At 39.3% G+C, this 23,157-nt stretch carries 16 protein-coding genes; 12 read left to right on the top strand and 4 right to left on the bottom strand.

The genetic code is table 11. The features are described 5' to 3' along the window. From J2T03_RS11765 to mfd, 4 genes are all read right to left on the bottom strand, one after another. Entirely contained in the window at nt 1–744 is a 744-nt protein-coding gene (locus J2T03_RS11765) for a hypothetical protein (RefSeq protein WP_306840540.1), read from the bottom strand. A 7-nt stretch (nt 745–751) separates the two neighbouring features. Next, a complete protein-coding gene (locus J2T03_RS11770; protein ID WP_307211375.1) occupies nt 752–1,567 on the bottom strand; it encodes a hypothetical protein in 816 nt (271 codons plus the stop codon). Between the two features lie 3 nt (nt 1,568–1,570). Then, nucleotides 1,571–2,392: a hypothetical protein gene (locus tag J2T03_RS11775; protein WP_306840542.1), complete on the bottom strand. Its 822-nt coding sequence runs from the start codon at nt 2,390–2,392 to the stop codon at nt 1,571–1,573. A gap of 356 nt (nt 2,393–2,748) precedes the next feature. Then, complete coding sequence (gene mfd, locus J2T03_RS11780) at nt 2,749–6,117, bottom strand: transcription-repair coupling factor (RefSeq protein ID WP_307211377.1); 3,369 nt, start codon at nt 6,115–6,117, stop codon at nt 2,749–2,751. A 257-nt stretch (nt 6,118–6,374) separates the two neighbouring features. Between mfd and J2T03_RS11785 the strand changes: the two genes are divergently transcribed. The 12 genes from J2T03_RS11785 (at nt 6,375) to J2T03_RS11840 (ending at nt 23,129) form a co-directional block, all read left to right on the top strand. Beyond that, nucleotides 6,375–6,767 (top strand): hypothetical protein, encoded by a 393-nt coding sequence (locus tag J2T03_RS11785; RefSeq protein ID WP_306840544.1) that lies wholly within the window; start codon nt 6,375–6,377, stop codon nt 6,765–6,767. A gap of 180 nt (nt 6,768–6,947) precedes the next feature. Next, a complete protein-coding gene (locus J2T03_RS11790) occupies nt 6,948–7,196 on the top strand; it encodes a hypothetical protein (protein WP_306840545.1) in 249 nt (82 codons plus the stop codon). 131 nt (nt 7,197–7,327) lie between these two features. Continuing rightward, entirely contained in the window at nt 7,328–8,827 is a 1,500-nt protein-coding gene (locus J2T03_RS11795; protein ID WP_307211378.1) for a GH3 auxin-responsive promoter family protein, read from the top strand. Nucleotides 8,828–8,896: 69 nt separating this feature from the next. Then, entirely contained in the window at nt 8,897–9,259 is a 363-nt protein-coding gene (locus J2T03_RS11800) for a hypothetical protein (RefSeq protein ID WP_306840547.1), read from the top strand. Between the two features lie 90 nt (nt 9,260–9,349). Then, on the top strand, nt 9,350–10,585 hold the full coding sequence (locus tag J2T03_RS11805; protein ID WP_306840548.1) for an MFS transporter: 1,236 nt from the start codon (nt 9,350–9,352) through the stop codon (nt 10,583–10,585). Between the two features lie 91 nt (nt 10,586–10,676). Next, on the top strand, nt 10,677–12,815 hold the full coding sequence (locus J2T03_RS11810; RefSeq protein WP_306840549.1) for a T9SS type B sorting domain-containing protein: 2,139 nt from the start codon (nt 10,677–10,679) through the stop codon (nt 12,813–12,815). A gap of 101 nt (nt 12,816–12,916) precedes the next feature. Continuing rightward, nucleotides 12,917–15,037: a T9SS type B sorting domain-containing protein gene (locus J2T03_RS11815; protein WP_307211380.1), complete on the top strand. Its 2,121-nt coding sequence runs from the start codon at nt 12,917–12,919 to the stop codon at nt 15,035–15,037. Nucleotides 15,038–15,314: 277 nt separating this feature from the next. Next, the gene (gene dnaB / locus J2T03_RS11820; protein ID WP_307211382.1) at nt 15,315–16,904 is read left to right on the top strand and encodes a replicative DNA helicase; all 1,590 of its coding nucleotides are present in this window, start codon (nt 15,315–15,317) and stop codon (nt 16,902–16,904) included. A gap of 85 nt (nt 16,905–16,989) precedes the next feature. Continuing rightward, on the top strand, nt 16,990–17,466 hold the full coding sequence (gene rnhA / locus J2T03_RS11825) for a ribonuclease HI (RefSeq protein WP_306840552.1): 477 nt from the start codon (nt 16,990–16,992) through the stop codon (nt 17,464–17,466). Nucleotides 17,467–17,622: 156 nt separating this feature from the next. Then, nucleotides 17,623–19,875, top strand: coding sequence for a T9SS type B sorting domain-containing protein (locus J2T03_RS11830; RefSeq protein ID WP_307211384.1), 2,253 nt, complete (start codon nt 17,623–17,625; stop codon nt 19,873–19,875). Nucleotides 19,876–20,115: 240 nt separating this feature from the next. Continuing rightward, complete coding sequence (locus J2T03_RS11835; RefSeq protein WP_307211386.1) at nt 20,116–22,377, top strand: T9SS type B sorting domain-containing protein; 2,262 nt, start codon at nt 20,116–20,118, stop codon at nt 22,375–22,377. 125 nt (nt 22,378–22,502) lie between these two features. Further along, complete coding sequence (locus tag J2T03_RS11840; protein WP_306840555.1) at nt 22,503–23,129, top strand: NAD(P)H-dependent oxidoreductase; 627 nt, start codon at nt 22,503–22,505, stop codon at nt 23,127–23,129. Nucleotides 23,130–23,157: the final 28 nt, after the last annotated feature.

Raw genomic sequence — 23,157 nt, forward strand, 5'->3', positions numbered from 1 at the left:
TTAATAAGGCTGCAGAACAGATGTCGTCAGAACAGACTGAGACATTTCATTATTCAGATAATCTGTGTTGACCGCCCTTCCTATCCCCAATGTTCCTGAATTGAGGTTTCTTTTCGTACAGGCCACTTTCACGGCGTAATTGTTCTTAGGAGTAAGATTCGTAAGTGTTGCATTAAGATTGAATACCTTATAACTTCCTTCCGAGCCTATTAAAACATCAGTTCTAACTGCTCTAAGCGTATTATCCACAAAGATGCCGCATGCAAAACCTGAAGAGGCATTCGAATTTCCCGTTTTCTGGGCTGTAGTCTGAAAAGTAAAAGCAACTTTATTGACAGCATTGGTAATGGAAAAAGTATCGGCAGTTCCCGGAAGAACCGTCCACGCAGAAGTAAGTGCCGCCCCTTCTGTATATGGTGCGGTGGCTCCGTTAGGGCTAGAAAAACTTGCTCCGGTCTGGTCTGCAACAGTATTCAATGAAAATACAGACATACTTCCCTGCCCATCGGCAATTTTTATACTTTTCCAATCATTCACATTCAGTTCTGAATTGTTATGAAAAATAGTTCCCGCAGATCCGGCCGATCCTCTCAGCAGATTCGTCCCACCGGTTCTGATTTCTCTTCTAACATTTAAATCACCGTTTACATCCAGCATGTTAGCAGGATTTGAAGTATTTATTCCCACCTGCGCAGATGCCCACACCGCAAAAAATAAAGACTTTATGATAATAATTTTTTTCATGCCTGGATTAATTTATAATTGGATTAAATATTTGAGGAATTTCATACACATCAACTTTCAGAGAAGACTGAGTAATAAAACTGTTAATGTTGGTATCTGCATTTATTCCTATAGCCAACACAACATCGCTTGCTGTTCTGTAAGATCCAAGCCTAGAGCAGGCTACACTTACGTCATGCTGTCCTTTGGAAAGATTAGTTACTATCCCAATCTGATTGTGTGTAATAAAAGTACTTGCTGCACTGCTTGCCTTTAAATTTCTCTGTCTAAGGTTCACCAATTTATTATCTACAAAAATACCACATGCATAATCTATGGAAATATCAGGTGTTCCGTTTACAGGAAGATTAGCTTGCACCACAGTTTCAAACTGAAAATAAGTTTTGCTTTCCGTACTGAATACACTGATAGGCTGCGACAGACCTGCTATTTTCTTAAATCCGGGAAGGCTTGAGATGTCTGCCCCTTTAGTAAAAGCTGTATTTTTTGCAGTAATACTGGATTGTTCACTATTGGTAAATTTCACTCCCGTTTTGTCTGAAAAGGAGTTATTGAAGATAAGATAAAATTTATTCGGCTCATATTCCGGAATACGCAGTGACTTCCAGATCGGTGGATAGCCTTCCCCCTGAGAAACAAGAATCTGATCATTATTGCCTTGGGACAAAGTATTATCTGTAACATTAAGAACAACGATTTTACTTCTTAGATTGATATCACCATTGACATCAAGTTGCGATTTTGGAGAATCCGTTTTGATTCCCACTTGCGCAGAGAGAGACAGTCCTGTCATAAAAAACAGGATCGAAATAATATTTTTCATCAATTAATTGCTTTTATAAGTTACGTATTCAATCACATCGATCTTCATCACAGACTCAAGGGTAAATGCATTGGAAGCCGTATTGGTATCGGATACATTACGCCCGACTGTAAATTGTGAGTTTAAATTTGAGGAATTGATCTTTCTACACGCCACCTCAAGCTTATGTGTACCTACCGGAACATTCTGCTCTGTATAATTAAGGGTAAAAATATAATCCTGAATACCCAGTTTCTCCGTATTGTTGTTCGAAACAATCTTATCCGGACGTACTGCCACCAATTTCCCGTTTCTGAAAACCCCGCAGGTAAAAGTGACAGACTGGGAAGTTGTTGCAGACGGAGCCTTCATTTCAACACCTGTTTGAAACTGGTAAGTAAGCCTGTTTCTCCCATTTTTAATAATAAAATTGTTCTCAAGTCCGGTAATTTTTGACCACCTCCCTTTTGATGTGTCGACAATATCATCTCCCACATTATTCTTATAAACATTGTCTGCTGCAACACCACTTGAAAGTGCTGTAATGCCCGTCTGATCTGATGACAGGTACGAATTGATCAATTTGTACTGCCCTTCCTCCATAAAGGAAACATTCAACGATTTCCATACAGGAGGCAAACCTTCTCCCTGCGAGACCAAAACCTGACCGTTCAGTCCTGCATTTCCAACTTGGGCGGATGTACCGCCTACTCTAAGTTCTTTTCTTAAGGTGGTTTTCCCGTTGACATCGAGAGTAGATTTAGGAGCAATCGTCCCAATTCCCACCTGCGCGTTCACACAAAGCGATAAAAGCCCGGCTGCGCAACAATAAATAATTCTTTTCATAATAAGGGCTGCAAAGGTATGAATTTTTAATCATAAAAAACCACCCACAACCCCGTAAACCCGTACTAATAAAGCGATTATGCTGTAGAATTTAATGTATAAAAAAGTAGAATTATTACTACAAGCCAGACTTTTTTCATCCGTTTGATTGGGGCTGTGTTAGCCAAACCCAATGCCAGCCGATGGTACAGAATTATTTTTTCTCATCCTATTGTGACTTCAAATGCTTCTGAATCCGAATGATAACTCACTTTTCTTGTGTAAAAATCATGTTTTTTTTCAATAAAAAAAGACCTTAAAAAGTAAATTTTTAGGTCTTCTTATTTTTTTGATTATTAAAATGAGGAAATTTCCTCTTAATCATGTCCGATAATCGTTTTCAAAAGCACATTAACTTCATCCACATTTTTCACTTTCTCCTTTCTCATCATCAGCAGATTGCCATCTTTACCGATTTTCTCTTTAAGCTGAGCCTCTGTCGGATTTTGAGTTAAATAGCTGATGATATGCTTGAACCCGTCTGTCTGGTAAAACTTATCCTGGGGATTTGCAGGAAAATATCCTAAGAATACACCATTTTTCATAACGATCTTTTCAAATCCTATGTCTGCAGCAAGCCATTTCAAGGCAACACTCTTCAATAAATTCACTGCTTCTTTCGGCAAAGCTCCGAAACGGTCAATCAGTTCAAGCTCAAATTTATAGAGGTCTTTTTCATTATTAATCTCTGCAAGTTTCTGATACAGCAATAATCTTTCTTCGGTATTGGAGATATAGAAATCCGGAAGCATTAGCTCCAAATCAGTATCAATATTGACATCTTTTACAGATTTAAACAGTTTCTGTCTGTCTTCCTCATTGTCGAACAGGTTTTCAAAATCCGCATCATCCTTTAATTCTTCCAACGCTTCCTGCATCAACTTCTGATAGGTCTCAAAGCCCATTTCATTAATAAATCCGCTCTGTTCCGCCCCAAGGAGATCTCCCGCTCCACGGATCTCAAGATCCTTCATTGCAATTTGGAAACCGCTCCCAAGATCTGAGAACTGCTCAATAGCCTCAAGACGTTTTCTGGCATCAGAGGTTATCATATCATAAGGAGGCGTGATCAAATAGCAGAAGGCTTTTCTGTTGCTCCGCCCTACCCTTCCCCTCATCTGGTGAAGATCCGCCATCCCGAACCTTTGGGCATCATTGATGAATATGGTATTCGCATTAGGAACATCCACTCCACTTTCGACAATTGTTGTAGAAACAAGGACATCGTATTTCCCTTCCATGAAATCAAGCACATTCTTTTCCAGCTGCTTACCTTCCATCTGTCCGTGTCCTGTAATAACTCTTGCATCCGGGACCAGCCTCTGGATAAGCCCGGCAATATCTTTAAGGTTCTCAATCCTGTTATTGATAAAATAGACCTGTCCGTCTCTCTGAATCTCATAAGAAACAGCATCCCTGATGATTTCCTCATTGAATCCTACAAGCTGCGTATCCACAGGCTGCCTGTTGGGCGGTGGTGTTTTGATCACCGAAAGATCTCTTGCCGCCATCAGGGAGAACTGGAGTGTTCTCGGGATGGGAGTGGCAGTAAGGGTAAGGGTATCTACATTACTTTTTAATGTTTTCAGCTTATCTTTCACTGAAACCCCGAATTTATGCTCTTCATCAATGATCAGCAGTCCAAGATCTTTGAATTTAACGGAACTGCTCACCAGCTGATGGGTTCCAATGATGATGTCTACTTTTCCATTTTTAAGACCGGCTAAAGCTTCTGCTTTCTGTTTCGCAGTTCTGAATCTGTTGATATACGAAACATTTACCGGAAAATCTTTTAGTCTTTCTTTAAAACTTCTGTAATGCTGAAACGCCAGAATAGTAGTAGGAACCAGTACAGCGACCTGCTTTCCATCAGTCGCAGCTTTGAATGCAGCACGGATCGCTACTTCAGTTTTTCCGAAACCTACATCACCACAAACCAGCCTGTCCATTACTGTATCAGCCTCCATATCCCGTTTCACGTCAATGGTTGCTTTTTCCTGATCCGGAGTATCTTCGTAAATAAAACTGGCTTCCAGCTCATTCTGCAGATAAGAATCGGGAGTATAGGAAAATCCTTTTGCTGTTTTTCTTTCAGCATATAATCTTATAAGGTCAAAAGCAATTTGCTTTACTTTTGCTTTTGTTTTCTGTTTTAATGATTTCCAGGCCGGGGATCCCAGTTTACTCAGTACAATTTCTTTTCCGTCCGGACCGTTATATTTTGAAATTTTATGCAGGGAGTGAATACTTACATATAATAAGTCTCCATTTTTGTAAGTCAGCTTAAAGCATTCCTGTATTTTCCCATCATTATTTACTTTGACAAGCCCCATGAATTTCCCGATTCCGTGGTCGATGTGGGCAATATAATCGCCTATCTTCAGAGACATCAGATCTTTAAGTGTAAGCTGTTCTGATTTTGCAAAGGTATTTTTTGCTTTATATCTTTGGTAACGGTCGAAGATCTGGTGGTCCGTATATACCAACAACTTATGTTCATTGTCTACAAAACCTTCGTGCAGTTCAGATTTGAAACTTTTAAAAGGAAGTTCATGTTCAAGCTCTTCAAATATAGATTCCAGCCTTTCTTTCTGCTTTTCTGTAGAAAAAGAGATCCAGGTATCAAAACCTTCGCCCTGCTTTTCTTCAATATCTTCTATCAGCAGTTCGAAATTTTTGTGAAAGGAAGGTTGAGGAACCTGCTCAACTTTTATTTCTGTGATTTCTTTAAGTCCTTCAATAGGAATTCCGGCAAAATCAATTGTTTTAAATTTCTTAAAATCAAACAGGAAATCCTGATCTGAAATAAAGAGTTCCTGCGGGGTCCTATGCGCAATATCCTTACTTAAAGTATCATATTTTTCCAGTGCTTTCTCGTAGAAAGTCCTGATCTTCTGCATTCCGACAGCGCCGTTTCTGGAAACCACAAAGCTTTCTTTAGGCAGCAGCTCCAGCAGCGAAACCCTGGTTCCGGTTACTAAAAAATTCATATTGGAAACCAGTTGAAAGTCTTTTACCTTATCTATGGAAAGCTGCGTTTCTATATCAAAGGTTTTAATATTTTCCACTTCATTTCCAAAGAAGGTAAGACGGTAAGGCTTTTCGTAGGAATACGAAAATACATCAACGATCCCTCCTCTTACCGAAAACTCTCCCGGCTCAGAAACAAAATCTGCCTGCTGAAAATTATAATGATTCAACAGCTCATCCACAAAATCAAAATCCAGCTGATCACCTACTTTTATATGATGTGAGATTGCCTTAAAGTCTTCTTTTTTCAAAACCTTTTCGGACAAAGCCCCTGCATAAACCACAATAACTTTAGGGGCTTTCCCAGAGTTGATCTTATTCAAAACCTCTGTCCGGAGCACAAGATTTGCATTCTGTGTTTTTTCAACCTGATACGGCTCAAGATGAGTTGCCGGAAAGTACAGAACCTTGTCCTTTCCAAGCAGGTCTTCCATTTCAGTATTGGCATATAATGCATCTTCTTTGTCATCTACCAGATAAAGAATGGTCTTCTTCTGAGTTAGAAAAAGCTCGGCAACAAAAATAGAAACCGAAGATCCTGCACTTCCTTTCACGGAAATATGCTGGCTTTTTTCTAGCTGGGTAAAGATTTCTTTTCCAAATTCTTTCTGAAGCAAGTCGGGAAGAAATTTTTCGTGAATAGGTTTTAGCTGCATAAATAGTTAATGATATAAACGCCAAAAGCGATTTCGGGAGTGTTCCGAAACCGTTTGCTTATAACAAAGATAAGGATATTTTTTTCTTTCCCCGGAAATCAAAAGTTACTAAAACCCTAATCAAAATAATACAATCACTATTTAAGTCTTAATTTTTTACCAATTTATCTAATTAAAAGTTAAAAATACACTGATATTCCGGCATGGCATAGTGTTTGGAAATTTTACCTTATCAAACTTTTTAAAGAAATAAAATTATGAAAAAAGCAATCAGAATCTTAGGAATTTTTATGCTGGTCTTTGTTGCCACATTATCTTTTGCATCATGTAGTGATGATGATGATCCGGTAAACAACGATTTCTTCGCAGGAACATATAAGGGAAGCATTTCTTATAATGACGGGTCTACCAACAACAGTACAGATAACGGAAGTGTATTTGTAACCAAGATCGCGAGCGGGACGAAATATAATTTCGCATTTTCGAACGGTATCCCGGATCTTAACGGAGTAGAATTTCAACAGCAGGGAGACCATACTCTTGTAATGGTTGGTTCCACTGCTACATCTTATATTAGAATTGACAATAATGAGTTGAAAATTCTATACATCAAGGACGGGAAAACCTGGACTGCCAACTGTACACGTTAAACCAACTATTCATATTACATGAAAGCCTGCTTCAAAATGAAGCAGGCTTTTGTTTTAAAAGCTGTTATTGCTGTTATTAAGTTTTTTTTAAGCAGTAATAAACTTTAGTTAAGGTTTGAAATACAGGATTTTCAGCCTGCTTTTTGTATATCTTTACTCAAGAAAAACAACCGTACACCTATGAAAAAATTATTAACAGCAATGTCCCTGGCTCTAGGACTAGGCTTTGCAACCGCTCAGCAGACTGCTCCGGCAGCACCTGCAGCCCCTCATCATCAGACAGCAAAAACAGTAAAGGCTCCTGAAGCTAAAACCACAAAACCTACGGCCAAAATGAAAAAGGACGGAACCCCGGACAAGAGGTATAAGGAAAACCAAAAACTTAAAAAAGACGGCACTCCAGATAAGAGGTACAAAGAAAACAAGTAAACTTTAACATATAGTTGTTATTTTCATAATCAAATTTCGAAGAACCGGTGAAATTCATTCGCCGGTTTTTTTGTGGCATATATGAATGAAAAAATGATTTCATATTCTATACTTATTTATAAATTTGGAGCATGTTAAATTTCTTCAAGAAAAATGCGGCACTTGTCTGGGCAAAAAAACATGTCCAGAAAACCGAAGAATTCAAAAAAAACTCAGTAAAAAATCAGGAAGCCCTTTTGCTGTCTTTAGTGAAAACGGCACAGAAAACACTTTTCGGAAGGGAACATGATTTTGAAAACATTCAGTCCATCAAAGAATTCCAGGACAGAGTTCCTGTTGCTGATTATGAAGATCTGAAACCCTATATCGAGAGGATAAAAAAAGGACAGGCCAATATTCTTTGGACAGAAACTCCTGAATATTTTGCAAAAACCTCAGGCACCACTTCCGGATCGAAGTATATTCCTATCTCCAAAGAAGGAATGCCGTTTCAGATTGCTGGTGCACAGAGCGCACTGTTCCATTATATTGCCCAGAAAAACAATGCTGATTTTGTGAACGGAAAAATGATCTTTTTACAGGGAAGCCCTGAGATGGAGGAAGTTTTCGGAATAAAAACGGGACGGCTTTCCGGAATTGTAGCCCATCATATCCCAGCCTATCTTCAAAAGAACCGCCTTCCGAGCTGGAACACAAATATTATGGAGGATTGGGAAGCGAAGGTAGATAAAATTATTGAAGAAACGGAGCACGAAAATATGACGTTAATCTCCGGAATTCCGCCATGGCTGATTATGTATTTCGAGAAGCTTACTGAAAAGCACGGTAAAAAAATCAAACAGCTTTTCCCCAACCTACAGCTTCTTGTTACAGGAGGTGTTAACTACGAGCCATACCGTGATAAAATGAATGAACTGCTTGGCGGGAAAGTAGATATTATCCAGACGTTTCCTGCATCTGAAGGTTTTTTTGCTTTTCAGGATGATTACACCAAGGAAGGATTACTTCTTTTAACGAATCATGGAATTTTTTATGAATTTATTCCTCTGGAAGAGTATGGTAAACCTGAAGCGCGAAGATTAACATTAAAAGATATAGAGCTCAACAAGGATTATGCCCTGATCCTCACTACAAATTCAGGATTATGGGCTTATTCAATAGGTGATGTTGTAAGATTTATCGACAAAGATCCGTATAAAATCCTGGTGAGTGGCAGAACGAAACATTTCACATCTGCTTTTGGAGAGCATGTAATTGCTTTTGAGGTAGAGGAAGCAATGAAAGCTACTTTGGAAAAGCATACGGCCCAGATCACAGAATTCCACCTTGCCCCGCAGGTAAATCCTACGGAAGGCCTTCCGTATCATGAATGGCTGGTAGAATTTGAAAAGGAACCGGAAAATTTAGAATTGTTCAGGAATGAGCTGGACCGCCAGCTTCGGGCGAGAAACACTTACTATGATGATCTTATTACCGGAAATATCCTTCAGCCGCTGCATATTACTCCACTGAAAAGGAGTGCTTTCCATGAATATGCAAAATCGCAGGGTAAACTAGGCGGCCAGAATAAAACACCAAGGCTTGCCAATGACAGAAAAATTGCAGATCTATTGGAAATTTACAAACTTTAGAGATATTTTTTCAATTCCAAAAACATATATTCGAAAAAAATTATAAATTTGAAAAAATAAATAATAATAATGAAAGCATCTGTACTTTTAAAATCATCTTTACTAACATCCTTATTTGTAATTTCATCCTGCGCTACGACAAAGTACAGCGAGGATATTTCAAAAAACAATTATTCTAATCTTCAGGCTGGAAAAGTGTACGTTGTTACCATGAAAGATGGTTCTGCCAAACAGAAAATGCTATTCCGAAACATAGATGGTGACAACCTTATAGGAACTGCAGGCAAAAAGGACAGTACAGAGGTAATTATCCCAAAATCTAATGTAGCAGCTGTAAAAGACAGATCTAAGGCAAGGGTAACAGCTGGTGCTACCGTAATTGGCGCAGCAGGTGTTGCAGCTATTGTAATCAGCGCTTTGAGAGCAGACTAATAGATTTTATCTTTCGGGACCTATTTGATTTATCATTCGAAAAACAGTATATAAGTAGCCTTAAATAAATATTTAGGGCTATTTTTGTGCATGATTTCCTTTACACCGTTAAAAACATTGCAAAATGTTGAATTCAGGAATCTTCTTACGGGAAGATTTTTTATTGTTTTAGCCTTCAGAATGCTCGCTACTTTATTGGGATGGTGGGTGTACCAGTTAACAAAAGATCCTTTTTCAATAGGCCTGATCGGGCTTTCGGAAGTAATTCCTGCGGTAAGCTGTGCGTTATATGCCGGCCATGTCATTGACATGAATGAAAAGAAGAGACTGCTCCTGATCTGCAATTATGCCTATATTTTCCTGATCGGGCTTCTGCTGATCCCTGCTTTCTTCAATGTAGAGCTGCATTTTAACGGGCATGAAATCACTTATTTTATATATGGTGTTATATTTTTCACAGGAATTGCAAGAGCTTTTATCGGACCCATTGTTCCTTCAATGATTCCTAAAATAGTCCAGAAAGAAAATCTTCCGAATGCGGTAACCCTGAACCAGGCCACATTTTTGATCTCTTCTGTATGTGGACATGCAGCTGGTGGACTTCTTATCGGGTTTTTCGGTGTAAAATGGACGCTGATCGTTATTATCTCTTTAATATTTATCGCCTCCCTGTTCTTCTGGCAGCTGAAACAGCAGCATTCTGAATATAAAAAGGAGAATGTAAATGTAGTGGAAAGCATGCGTGAGGGGATTTCCTATATTTTTAGGACGAAAGAAATTTTAGGGGCACTATGTCTTGATATGTTTGCCGTTCTTTTCGGAGGAGCCGTCGCTATGATCCCGGTATTTGCCACTGACATTTTAGATGCGGGAGCAGAAGGCTTTGGTCTTCTGAATGCTGCTTCAGATATAGGTTCTATGTGTATCATTACTCTTCTGGCGATTATTCCGTTGAGAAAAAACCAGGGGAAAATCCTCCTTGCCGTTGTTGCCGGGTTCGGACTTTGCATCATTGGCTTTGGCTTATCCAAGCTTTACTGGCTTTCTTTTTTATTCCTTGTAATGAGCGGAATGCTTGACGGAATTTCAGTGGTAATCAGAGGAACCATTGTACAGCTGAAAACCCCTGACAACATCAGAGGACGTGTATTGAGTGTCAATTCTATATTTATTATGTCCAGTAATGAGATGGGGCAGTTTGAAAGCGGGCTGATGGCAAAATTACTTGGGGTAGTGCGGTCTGTGGTCTTCGGAGGAACTATGACAGTACTGGTCGCTCTTCTTGTAGCGAGTACAAATCCCAAGCTGAGAAAAATGAATTATTAAACAATAATATGTTGATTCTATTAAATATATCACAAAAACTTTAATTTAACTTTAATAATTTTTTATATTTGTCTTTTTTAAATCCCCCTTTATGAAAAAAGCATTACTTGTTTTTCTAATCATCTGTTCACGCATATTATATGCCCAGTCGGATTGCATTAGTGCAATATCTATCTGTGGAAATTCAGATATTTCTTATACTCCTTCGGGACCGGGAAATGTCCTGGAAGGCATTGGTCCCAATTCCTGCCTGAATGATGTTGACAACGAACACTTTTCTGTATGGTATTCGTTTACGGCAGCTACTTCCGGAACGTTAGCGTTTGTCATTAATCCTAATGTTGATACCGATGATTATGACTTTGCAGTTTACGGCCCTACCACTAATGGCTGTACTTCCTTAAATAATAACAATATTTTTGTAACACCGTTAAGGTGCAACTACAATGGCACAGGTTCCTCACAGGGAAATACCGGCTTATTGCTCACGATACCTCCGCCTCCACCTCCAAATACCAATGGAAATGCTGGAAACCAGGCTGAATGGAGCCCACATATGGTAGTACAGGCCGGCGAAACGTATTATCTTGTTGTAGACAACTTCAGAAGTTCTCCGGACGGGTTCTCACTTACATGGACAGGAACTGCGAGTTTAAGCTCTGCGTTCAATGATCCTAGTCTGGCTCCGTTTCCGTTTGTTACTCCGGGACTTCCTGCTGCCAATCCCGCAGATCCGAATGAGGTAACGGTATGTTCACTTGCCACTGCATTCAATTTCACGACATTGAGCACAGCAATTATCAATGGCAACAGCCCGAATTTTAAAGTATCTTACCATAAAAATACAAATGATGCGATTACAGGAGGAAACCCTGTTACTACAGAGGTTGTAAACCTTACATCAGTTTACTACTACAGGATTGTCTACCAAGATCCTGCGAATCCAACAAACCCTATGAATGGTTGTTTCATTACAGGAAAATTCAAATTCAGAGACGGCGGATTTACTTTAAACAATGCCACGCTTACAAGCTGCAGCAATAACGGTTCCGGAACAGCAATGTTTGATCTTACCACTGCTACTATAGGAGCCGGACCCACTCATACGCTTCAGTATTACCCTACAATGTTCGACCTGAACGCAGGAACGAATGAGATCACAAGTCCTGCTATTTATCAGTTTGTTTCAGCTGAAGGAAAAATCTTTGTGAAAGCAACCAATGAATTTGGATGTACGGCAACAGCAGAAATCACCCTGAAGTTCCATCCTCTGGTAGCAGTCACTGACGCCTCTTTAAGATCATGTTTCCTTGAAACAAATCCTTCACTGGGAACATTCAATCTGAGTACTGCCACAGTAACCGCTGTAGTAGGAGCCACTAAAAAATACTATCCTTCTCTAACGGATGCGGTAAACGGAACAAATGAAATTTTAAGTTTCTTAGCCTATACTGCTCCAGCCGGGGTAATCTATGTGAAAGTATTTAATGCACAAGGGTGTTATTCTATTGCGAAAGTCACATTAACTGTACTTTCTCCTGTTTATTCGAATGTACTTCAGGATAAAATTATCTGTGTTGAAGACAAGACAACACTGGACGCAGGTCCTGGATTCAACGGTTACGAGTGGAGTACGGGAGCAACTACACAGGCTATCAATAATGTAGGTGTAGGAACATATTGGGTTAAATTAAAAACCGGCGACTGTATCACATTACAGGCTGTAAAAGTATACGCTTCTGAACAGCCGGTTGTTTCAAGCATTGATATTTCCAATAGTACCATAACTGTGAATGTTATTGCCGGAGCTCCTGAATACAAATATTCTATGGATAACATCAACTGGCAGGACTCTAACGTCTTCACCAATGTTTCAAGAGGAGACCATACAGTATATGTAAAAGATGCTTACGACTGTGAACCTATTGAGATAACAGTTGTTGTACCTAACCTTATTAATGTAATCACTCCAAACGGAGATGGCGTAAATGATGTGATAGATTATTCAGCATTATCTGGTAAAAACGGACTTATATTCAGCATCTTTGACAGATACGGAACCAAGATTCACCAGGCTGATAAATCCAACGGATATAAGTGGGATGGGACAGTTTCCGGCAAAAGAATTCCTACAGGAACATACTGGTACTCTGTAACGTGGAACGAAAATGATAAAAAGAATACGCCATTCAAATTCTCCGGATGGGTAATGGTAAAAAATAGAGAATAATCTCCTGTTAAAACAAAAACCGCTCTACGGGGCGGTTTTTTCAACATAAATGCTGATAACTTTATTTTACTCAAATCTTGTTCACAAAAATCATTTTAAACATGAAAAAAACATTACTTCTTTTAATTTTATTTATAGCACAGGTATTTTATGCACAGTCCGATTGTGTGACAGCCATTCCGCTCTGCGGAAATTCGGACATTTTCTACACTCCCGACGGAGATGGGAATATTGAGGAGAATCTATCTGCAAGCGGATGCTTAGGCAGAGATGAAAATTACTCCGTATGGTATACTTTTACAATAGCAACATCCGGCACACTGTCATTTACTATCGATCCTAACGTTAACACGGATGATTACGATTTTGCAGTATATGGCCCCACCACCAATGGATGCGCCTCTTTAAATACTAATGGTACTTTTGTAACGCCACTCCGATGTAACTATGCAGGCAGGGTTCCTAATGGAGACACCGGACTCAGCCTGACCATAGCGCCTCCCGGAGCTCCCAATGGAACCGGAACTGCAGGAAACCAGGGAGAGTGGAGTCCTTACATGGACGTAATAGCCGGACAAACCTACTATCTTATTGTAGATAACTTCGAAAGCTCTGATGACGGATTCAAACTGGTTTGGGGTGGTACTGCTACCTTGAGCTCTGCATTTAACAATCCCAGCCTGGCTCCTAATCCATTTATCCCACCAGGCATTCCGGGAGCTGCTCCAACCGATCCTACAACAATTATGGTATGTGGGCTTCCTTCGCAGTTTAACTTTAACACGCTTACTGCCGGAATTATTAATGGTAACAATCCTAACTTCCAGGTTACCTACCATGACAATACCAACGATGTGGTAACAGGAGATGACCCTCTTACCATCGCAACGGTAAATGCAACAACCGATTATTACTACAGAATCCGATATCTGGACCCAGACGATCCTAACAATGTTGTCAACAAATGCTTTATAAGCGGGAAGTTCAAATTTGTAGATGCCAGCATCACAGCGAAAAATGCAACTATTTTCGCATGTAATAACAATGGTGAAGGTACCGGGAAATTTGACCTGACAACGGCAGACGTATTTACCGGCACCGTTACGAAAAAATATTATCCTACACTTGCTGATCTAACCGCTGACACCAATGAAATAACTAATCCTACCGATTATATTTCCCCAGAAAAAATCGTATATGTTAAAGTAATTTCTGCCTTTGGATGTACAGCAACAGCAGCAATTACATTATCATTCCATCCTGTAGTTGTATTAAGAGATGCATTACTAGAAGAGTGTTATATTGAAAATGATATCATGCAGGCTAGATTTGACCTGACAACAGCTGATGTAGGCGCTGTAGCAGGACAGACAAAAAAATTCTATAAGACATTAAACGACGCTAAAGCCGAAACCAATCCTATTGCCGATGCGACCACTTATCTTACAACAAGCACTGAAGTGTATGTAAGAGTTACCAATGCCAATCAGTGTTATGCTATTGCCAAAATTACGCTAAAAGTTCTTCCGCCTGTAAAATCTGCTGTACTGAAAGATAAAACGATCTGTGCTGAAGCAAAAACAACATTGGATGCAGGACCTGGATTCGACGGATATGAATGGAGCACCGGCGATACCACACAATCTATCAATAATGCAGGAATAGGAATTTATTGGGTAAAACTGAAAACAGGAAAATGCTTCACGCTTCAGACTGTAACGATCTTCGCCTCTTCGCAGCCGGTAATCTCAAGTGTAGATATCAGCAACAATACCATCACAGTGAACGCTTCAGGTGGAACCCCTCCTTATATGTATTCAATAGATGGTACCAACTGGCAGTCGACCAACACGTTCAGTGGACTTCCTAGAGGGGATAATAAGATATTTTTAAAGGATTCTTACGACTGTAACCCTGTTCAGATCACCATCACTGTACCAAACCTGATCAATGCGATCACTCCGAACGGTGATAAGATCAATGATGAAATCGACTACTCTGCCCTATCTTATAAGAAAAACCTTGTTTTCATCGTATATGACAGATATGGAAACAAGCTTTACGAAGCTAATAAGATGAGAGATTATAAATGGGACGGGACAGCTTCCGGCAAGAAAATCCCTACAGGTACTTATTGGTATACCATCTCATGGAACGAAAACGACAAGAACAATACTGAAACGAAATATTCAGGATGGATACTGTTGAAGAATAAAGAATAAGCTTATTCTTAGTAATAAAGAAAAGACTGTCAATTGTGGCAGTCTTTTTTTGTTTCATATTTATTAGTCCAGCCATCCATTTCATCACTTGAAAATAAAAAAATCATTAATCATTTTCATTTCGGTGAATAGTACTTATTGAAATTTTTCTATTTTTGATCCCCGCTTTTTACTAACATTCATTTATGTTCTGCCGATATAGGTTACGACAGGATTGCTGATAACTTGTTAGTTACTATTTTTTAATTATTTTTTTTAAATAAACTATCTTTGCATTATGGCGCAGAAAGAAACATTATCATCCCTTACACACGGAAATTTTGCAAGAGAACTGTCTATTGCGGATGGAAAAATGCCACCCAATGCTGTAGATTTTGAAAGACTGGTTATAGGAACTTTTTTAATAGATAAAAAAGGTCTTGATCATTCTATTGACCTTCTTACTCCCGAAGTATTTTATGATCCCAGACATCAGGTTATTTTTGCTGCGATTTTAAAGCTTTACGAGGGTAATCATCCTGTAGATCTTATGACGATTATCCAGGAGTTAAAAAAAGAAGATAAATTAAGCCAGGCAGGAGGAGACCATTATATCATTGATCTTACCATGGGAGTAAGCTCTTCTGCCCATATTGAATATCATGTCCGTGTTATTCTGGAAAAATATATTTTAAGAAGCCTGATTAATGTTTCTGCCAACGTGATTGATTCATCATATAAAGAATCCACGGATGTATTCGAACTTTTGGATAAGGCTGAGCAATCTTTCTTTGAGATTACCAACGGTACGATCAAAAAAGGATTTGACACTGCCAATTCATTGGTAAAGCAGGCAATTGACACTATTAAATCGTTGAAAGATAAAGAAGGACTTTCAGGAGTTCCTTCAGGATTCAGGGATATTGACAAAGAAACGGGAGGCTGGCAGAATTCCGACCTCATCATTATTGCAGCCCGTCCCGCAATGGGTAAAACAGCGTTTCTTCTGTCGATGGCCAGAAATATTGCCGTAGGCCACAAGATCCCCATGGTGCTTTTCTCTCTGGAGATGGCATCTGTACAGCTCATCACCAGAATGATTGCTTCGGAAACTAAAATTTCTTCCGAAAAACTAAGAAAAGGAACTTTAGATGATGAAGAATGGCAGAGACTGTTCTCCAATGTATCCGAACTGGAAAATGCACCGCTTTTTATTGACGAAACCCCTTCTCTATCTATATTCGACTTCCGTGCAAAATGCCGAAGACTGGTAATGCAGCATGGCGTAAGACTGATCATGGTGGATTACCTTCAGCTGATGACTGCAGGAGGCGGAGGAAAAGGAGTAGGAAACCGTGAACAGGAAATCTCCATGATCTCACGTTCATTAAAAGCCATTGCCAAAGAGCTTAATGTGCCTGTTATTGCACTTTCGCAGTTATCGAGAAGTGTAGAAGCCCGTCCCGGAAAAAGACCTCAGCTTTCTGACCTGAGGGAATCCGGAGCAATTGAGCAGGATGCGGATATTGTATCCTTTATTTTCAGACCTGAATATTATAAAATTGCCGTTTGGGACAACGATGAAGAAGGCCAGGAAACTCCAACGGAGAACCAGGCTGAACTGATCATCGCAAAACACAGAAATGGTGCTACAGCCGATGTAAGATTATCATTCTTGAAACATTTTGCAAAATTCGGGGATATTGAAGCAGCATTAGACGGTGGTATGGGAGGTTATCCTTCTAATTTCGGATCTAACGAGCCCAACGGTTTTGATAAAATAAGAACTACTATTCAACCTGGAGCTGCATTTGACTTGCCGGATAGTTCAAAACTTTCAGGATCCTCAATGAATGATCTTGATGACGATGACGATTTCCCATTCTAGAGCCAATGATACTATTTTAAATTAATAACAGTTGGTATTATTCAGCTTAGCTTTTAGCAAATACCAGTTTATATAGACTTAACTTTTGAGAATAGAAATATACACCGACGGTGCATGCAGCGGAAACCCCGGAAAAGGAGGCTACGGAATCCTTATGCGTGTTCCTGAAAAAAATTATCAGAAAACATTTTCGAAAGGTTTCAGAAAAACCACCAATAACAGAATGGAGCTCCTTGCGGTTATTTCTGCCATGGAGAAACTAAAGTCTTCGGAGAACGATATCCACATTTATACAGACAGCAAATATGTAGCTGATGCTGTGAATCAAAAGTGGATCGCGGGATGGATCAAAAGAGGATGGAAAAATGTAAAAAATCCTGATCTCTGGAAGAGATTCATTGAAATGTACAACAAGCACACACCAAAAATGCATTGGGTAAAAGGTCATGCGGGACACTTTGAAAACGAGCTTTGTGATAAACTGGCCGTAGCCGCCGCAAATTCATCCGATCTGGAAATCGACACTTATTTTGAAGGCTTGGAAAGCAATTCTCTTTTTTAATAAATCTAAATTACCATCCATATCATTAATTATTCCTTATCCATCTTATCATTTATTGACAAATCATTATCATTTTCAGTAAAATTAACATTAAATACACATTAATCGATTGGGATTTAATATATTTACAGTGTCTAAATAAGTAATCCCTCTTCAATGAAAAAATTTTTACTGTCTTATATTTTACTCATTTCGTTTTTTTTATCTGGAAGCCTGTCTTCTCAAACGTACCAGTTAACAGGAAATCCTGTAAATACCACCGGATGGAGTATGGTCTCGCCGACACAGGTACTGGGCGATTTCGTTCAGCTTACTCCGGATACCAATAACCAGTCCGGGTCTATCAGGCTGAATGACCAGATCAACTTAAAATACTGTGATAAATGGAGGGTGGAATTCGATTTCAGGATGGATTCTAACCAAACTTCCAACGGTGACGGAATTGCATTTTGGTACTTGGCGAACCCACCTGTAGCCAGCGTGCTAGGTTCCGGTCTTGGAGTTTCCCAAAACGCGGTTGGATTTATTGTAGGTTTTGACACTTACAATAACACAACCACAGCTACAATGAGCAAGATACATGTTGCTTATGGACAGGTTGCCAATACAACAGATAACAACAATGTAGAATTCTTCAATGTGCCGGGAAGTTCTTTTCACTCACCCGACCTGAATACCACTCAGCCTTTCCAGGGAACAACTTATAAACATGTTGAAGTAACGGCCCAGGTAGATCCGGCTGTTCCTACCAACTGGATTGTAAAAATCACACTTGACGGTACGACAATCTGCAACCAGTCTTTTGCCCCTTCGGGTACGGCAGCAGCTATGACTGTCGGATATTTCGGATTTTCGGCTTCTACAGGAGGGGCAAGATCAAGACATTCCATTAAAAATGTAAAAATCTACACTGATAAAGTCCCTATTTTACAAAGTACAGCGACACAGTCTTTCTGCCCGAATCCGACAACAGGATTTGCCTCTGTAAATTTAACAACTTTCAATTCTCAATTCGTAAGTAATCCTTCCAATTATACATTCACATATCTGCAGGGCTCAACACCAATTGCAAATCCTACCAATTTCCAATTCAACGCAAATACTACGGTTACCGTGATTGTAAAGGACAATGCAGGAATATTATGTGATAATCCAGACGGGAAAATACAGCTGGTACTGGCTCCGCTTACCCTTACCGACAAAACATTAACGGCGTGTAATAACAATAAAATTGGAACAGGATTATTCAACCTCAATACTGCAGATGTCACAAATGTACTTGGCGCCACTAAAAAGTATTATAAAACACTGAATGATCTGAACGCCGGAACCAACGAAATCACGAATCCCAACTCTTATACTTCCGCACCCGGAATAGTTTATGTAAAAGTAACCACGCCGCAGGGATGTACCGGTACGGCAAAAATTACCCTGACATTCTACCCGGAAACCCCAGTAAACGAGGCAACACTTCAGTCCTGCTTTCTACAGGATAATATTACGAATGCTATATTTGATCTTACTTCTGCCAATGTAACAACACTGACCAGCGGTTTTATAAAGAAATATTATTTAAGTGTGGCAGATGCTTTAAACGGAACCAATGAGATCGTAAATCCTTCTCAATATATGTCAGTGAGCACCGCAATCTATATTAAGGTAACAGACTCTAATGCATGTTTTGCTATAGCAAAAGTTAATCTTGTTGTACTTCCACCAGTGAAATCTACCGTTTTAAAAGATAAAATCATCTGTATTGACGGAAGAACAGATCTGGATGCAGGTCCCGGCTTTGACGGATATGAGTGGATTACAGGCGCAACCACTCCTTCTATACAGGGAGTAGGTGTCGGTCTTTATTGGGTAAAGCTAAAGACAGGAGACTGTATTACCCTACAGACCGTGAAGGTTATTGCTTCAGCCAACCCTGTTATCTCAAGTATTGATATCAATAATACAACGGTAACTGTGAATGTTTCTGGAGGCACTCCGCCATACAAATATTCTTTAAATGGGATAGATTGGCAGGATTCGAATACGTTTACAGGACTGCACAGAGGAGAAGTAAGAATTTTTGTCAAAGACTTTTATAACTGTTCACCTGTTGAAGTTCAGATCACTGTTCCCAATCTGATCAATGCGATCACACCAAACGGAGATAACGTTAATGACTTTATTGATTATTCTGCACTGGCATATAAGAAAAACCTTGTTTTTATAGTATATGACAGATATGGCAATAAACTTTATGAAGCTGATAAAATGAGAAACTTTAAATGGGACGGGACTGCTTTTGGCAAAAAAATCCTGACAGGAACTTATTGGTATTCTATCTCATGGAATGAAAACGACAAGAATAATACTGCTACAAAATATTCCGGCTGGGTATTACTAAAAAACAGAGAGTAACTTCTCCTTAAAAAATCACTCCATTTTTGGAGTGATTTTTTAAATAATACCAATTAAAGAAAAAGAACAATAAATTTTTTATTTAACAATGAAAAAACCGCATCAGTTTCAACAATTACCATTAATTATTAAAAATAAGTCTCAAATTGACAATTTAAACTAAACAATTGACAATTATTCATTATACAACATGAATCAAAATAAATATATTTATATCGATAACCACAAAACTTTCGTTTCATGAAAAAAAAACTACTCATTTATTATTTAACTCTCTTATTTGGTTTCTCAGGGCAGCTGTTTTCCCAAACTTATCAGCTTACCGGAAACCCGGTCAACACTACAGGCTGGGACCTTGTTTCCAATGCAGCTGTTGACACAGATTTTATCAGGCTTACAACTGATAATGGAAACCTGTATGGCGCTATAAAACTGGCTACCCCTATCACATTAAGTTATTGCGACAAATGGAAAGTGGAATTTGACTTTAGAATTGACGGAAACGGAACTACACAGTTCGGTAGAGGAGACGGATTTACCTTCTGGTATCTTGCCAATCCGCCGACAGGATTCGTATCCGGTGGCGGGCTCGGAATTCCTGGAAATGCTTCCGGACTGATGGTAGGATTTGATATTTTCAACAATACCACGGAAGGACAGATGAGTAAAGTACACGTTCTTTACGGCACCAACAACACAGCCGGAAACAATATTGAATATAATACAACACCCGGCAGTACGTTTCACTCTCCTGACCTCAACCCTACCCAGCCATTTGTAGGCCCAACCTACAGGCACGTAGAGGTAAACGGCGAAACAGACCTTACCAATCCTACGAACTGGATCATTAAAATAAAAATTGACGGAGTCCTTATTGCAGACCAATCATTCGCTCCTTCAGGTGCTGCTATCGGTATGTCACAGGGTTACTTTGGGTTTTCGGCAGCTACGGGAGGCGCCAGTGCAAGACATTCCATCAAAAATGTAAAAGTCTTCGTAGACAAAGTTCCAATCCTAAATGCTACAGTAACTCCATTTGTATGTACCAATCCTGCAACTGGTAACGGGACTGTGGATCTTACATCTTTCAATGCTCAGTTTGTCAATAATCCTGGAAATTATATATTCACTTATTATATTTTAGGAAGTTCAACGCCTATTGCCAATCCTTCAAACTTTTTGTATTCAGGCGCCACCACAATTAAGGTCGTTATTAAAGACCCAAGCTCTACACTCTGTGACAATGGAGACGGAGTCATACAGCTGAATCCGACCCCGTTTGCAGCAACAGATGCTTCTCTTACAGGATGTAATAACAACAATGCCGGCACTGCGACATTCGACCTTACTACAGCTGCTTTAACAACGGTACCCGGCTGTACGATGGAATTCTACAATACAATGGCTGACCTGAATGCAGGGATCAACCAGATTCCTAATCCAACAGCTTACGCATCAGGAGCAGCCATATTATTTGCAAAAGTGACAACGCCTCAGGGATGTGTGAGTGTGGCAAAAGTTACCCTGAATCTTAACCCGGTTGTTGTAGTTACTGATACATCATTAAGATCATGTTTTCTTGAAACCAATCCTTCGCTGGGCACATTCAATTTAAGCAATGCTCCGGTAACAGTATTGACGGGAGCAATAAAAAAATACTATCCATCCCTTGCAGATGCTGAAAACGGAACGAATGAAATTTTAAATTTCCTAGCCTACACCGCTCCATCCGGAGTAATCTATGTTAAAGTATTCAATGCACAGGGATGCTATTCAATCGCAAAAGTAACCCTGACCGTACTTGCTCCTGTTCCATCGAGTGTATTACGAGACAAGATCATCTGTATTGAAGACAAAACCACACTGGATGCAGGGCCAGGGTTCAATGGTTATGAATGGAGCACAGGTGCAACAACACAGGCTATAAATAATGTTGGCGTGGGAACTTACTGGGTAAAATTAAAGACCGGAGACTGTATTACGCTACAGACGGTAAAAGTATATGCTTCAGAGCAACCCGTGGTTACCAGTATTGATATTTCAGGAAGCACTGTAACAGTCTTTGTTAACGGAGGAACCCCACCTTACCAATATTCAATGGATAATATACAGTGGCAGGATTCTAATATATTCACCAATGTGGCAAGGGGTGATACCAAAATCTATGTGAAGGACAGCTATGATTGCGAACCTATTCAGATCGACATTACGGTTCCTAATCTTATCAACGTGATCACTCCAAACGGAGACGGAATAAACGATGCTATTGATTATTCAGCGCTTTCCAATAAAAAGAACCTGGAAATCGGAATCTTCGACCGATATGGATACAAGCTCTTCCAGGCCGACAAATCTAACAGATATGTCTGGGATGGCACCACCAACGGAAGTAAAAAAGTTCCTACCGGAAATTACTGGTATTCTATCACCTGGAATGAAAACAACAGCAAGAACACTCCAATTAAATTCTCAGGTTGGATTATGGTAAAAAACAGAGAATAAATTAAAATTAATTATTTTTCAATAGCAGGATCACTCCAAATTTGGGGTGATCTTTTTTCACTTTCACAAAAGAGATATTTCATTATAAACGCACTTTATTCGCATTCTATTCTTAAATTTGTCTCATGAATTATTTGGAAGCTTTAAGCAGAAGATATTCTGTGAAGAAATTTAATCATGCGATTATCCCTCAAGATACCCTACACAATATTCTTGAGTCGGGAAAGCTGTCTGCCAGTTCGCTTGGGCTTCAACCCTACAAAGTACTGGTAGTGGAAAGCCAGGAAATGAAACAGAAATTAATTCCGGCTTTCTATAACCCTTCCCAGATTTCTACCTGTTCGCACCTTATAATAATTATTTCTAAGAGAACTATTGAAGAAAGCTATATTCATGGTTATTTTAATCATATTTCCGAGGTAAGGGAAACTCCTGTTGAGAAACTAGACCTGTTCAGAAAAAGCATTAATCAGCATATCACCCAAAAAACACAGGATGAAATTTTCAACTGGGCAGAAAAGCAGTCTTATATAGTACTGGCCAATCTGATGTATGCCGCCGCCATTGAAAATATTGATTCCTGCCCTATGGAAGGCTTCCGGCAGGAGTTGATAGAAGAGATTCTAAACATCAATCCTGAGACAGAAAAAGTAACCGTAACTCTGGCTTTAGGTTACCGTTCTGAGGAAGATCATTTTCAACACATGAAAAAAGTAAGAAAACCAAACGAAAAATTGTTTAAATTTATTTAATATTTAAACGATCGTACCTAAAGCAAGC

Origin of the sequence: Chryseobacterium lathyri (assembly GCF_030812195.1) — a bacterium.
Taxonomy (GTDB): domain Bacteria; phylum Bacteroidota; class Bacteroidia; order Flavobacteriales; family Weeksellaceae; genus Chryseobacterium; species Chryseobacterium lathyri_A.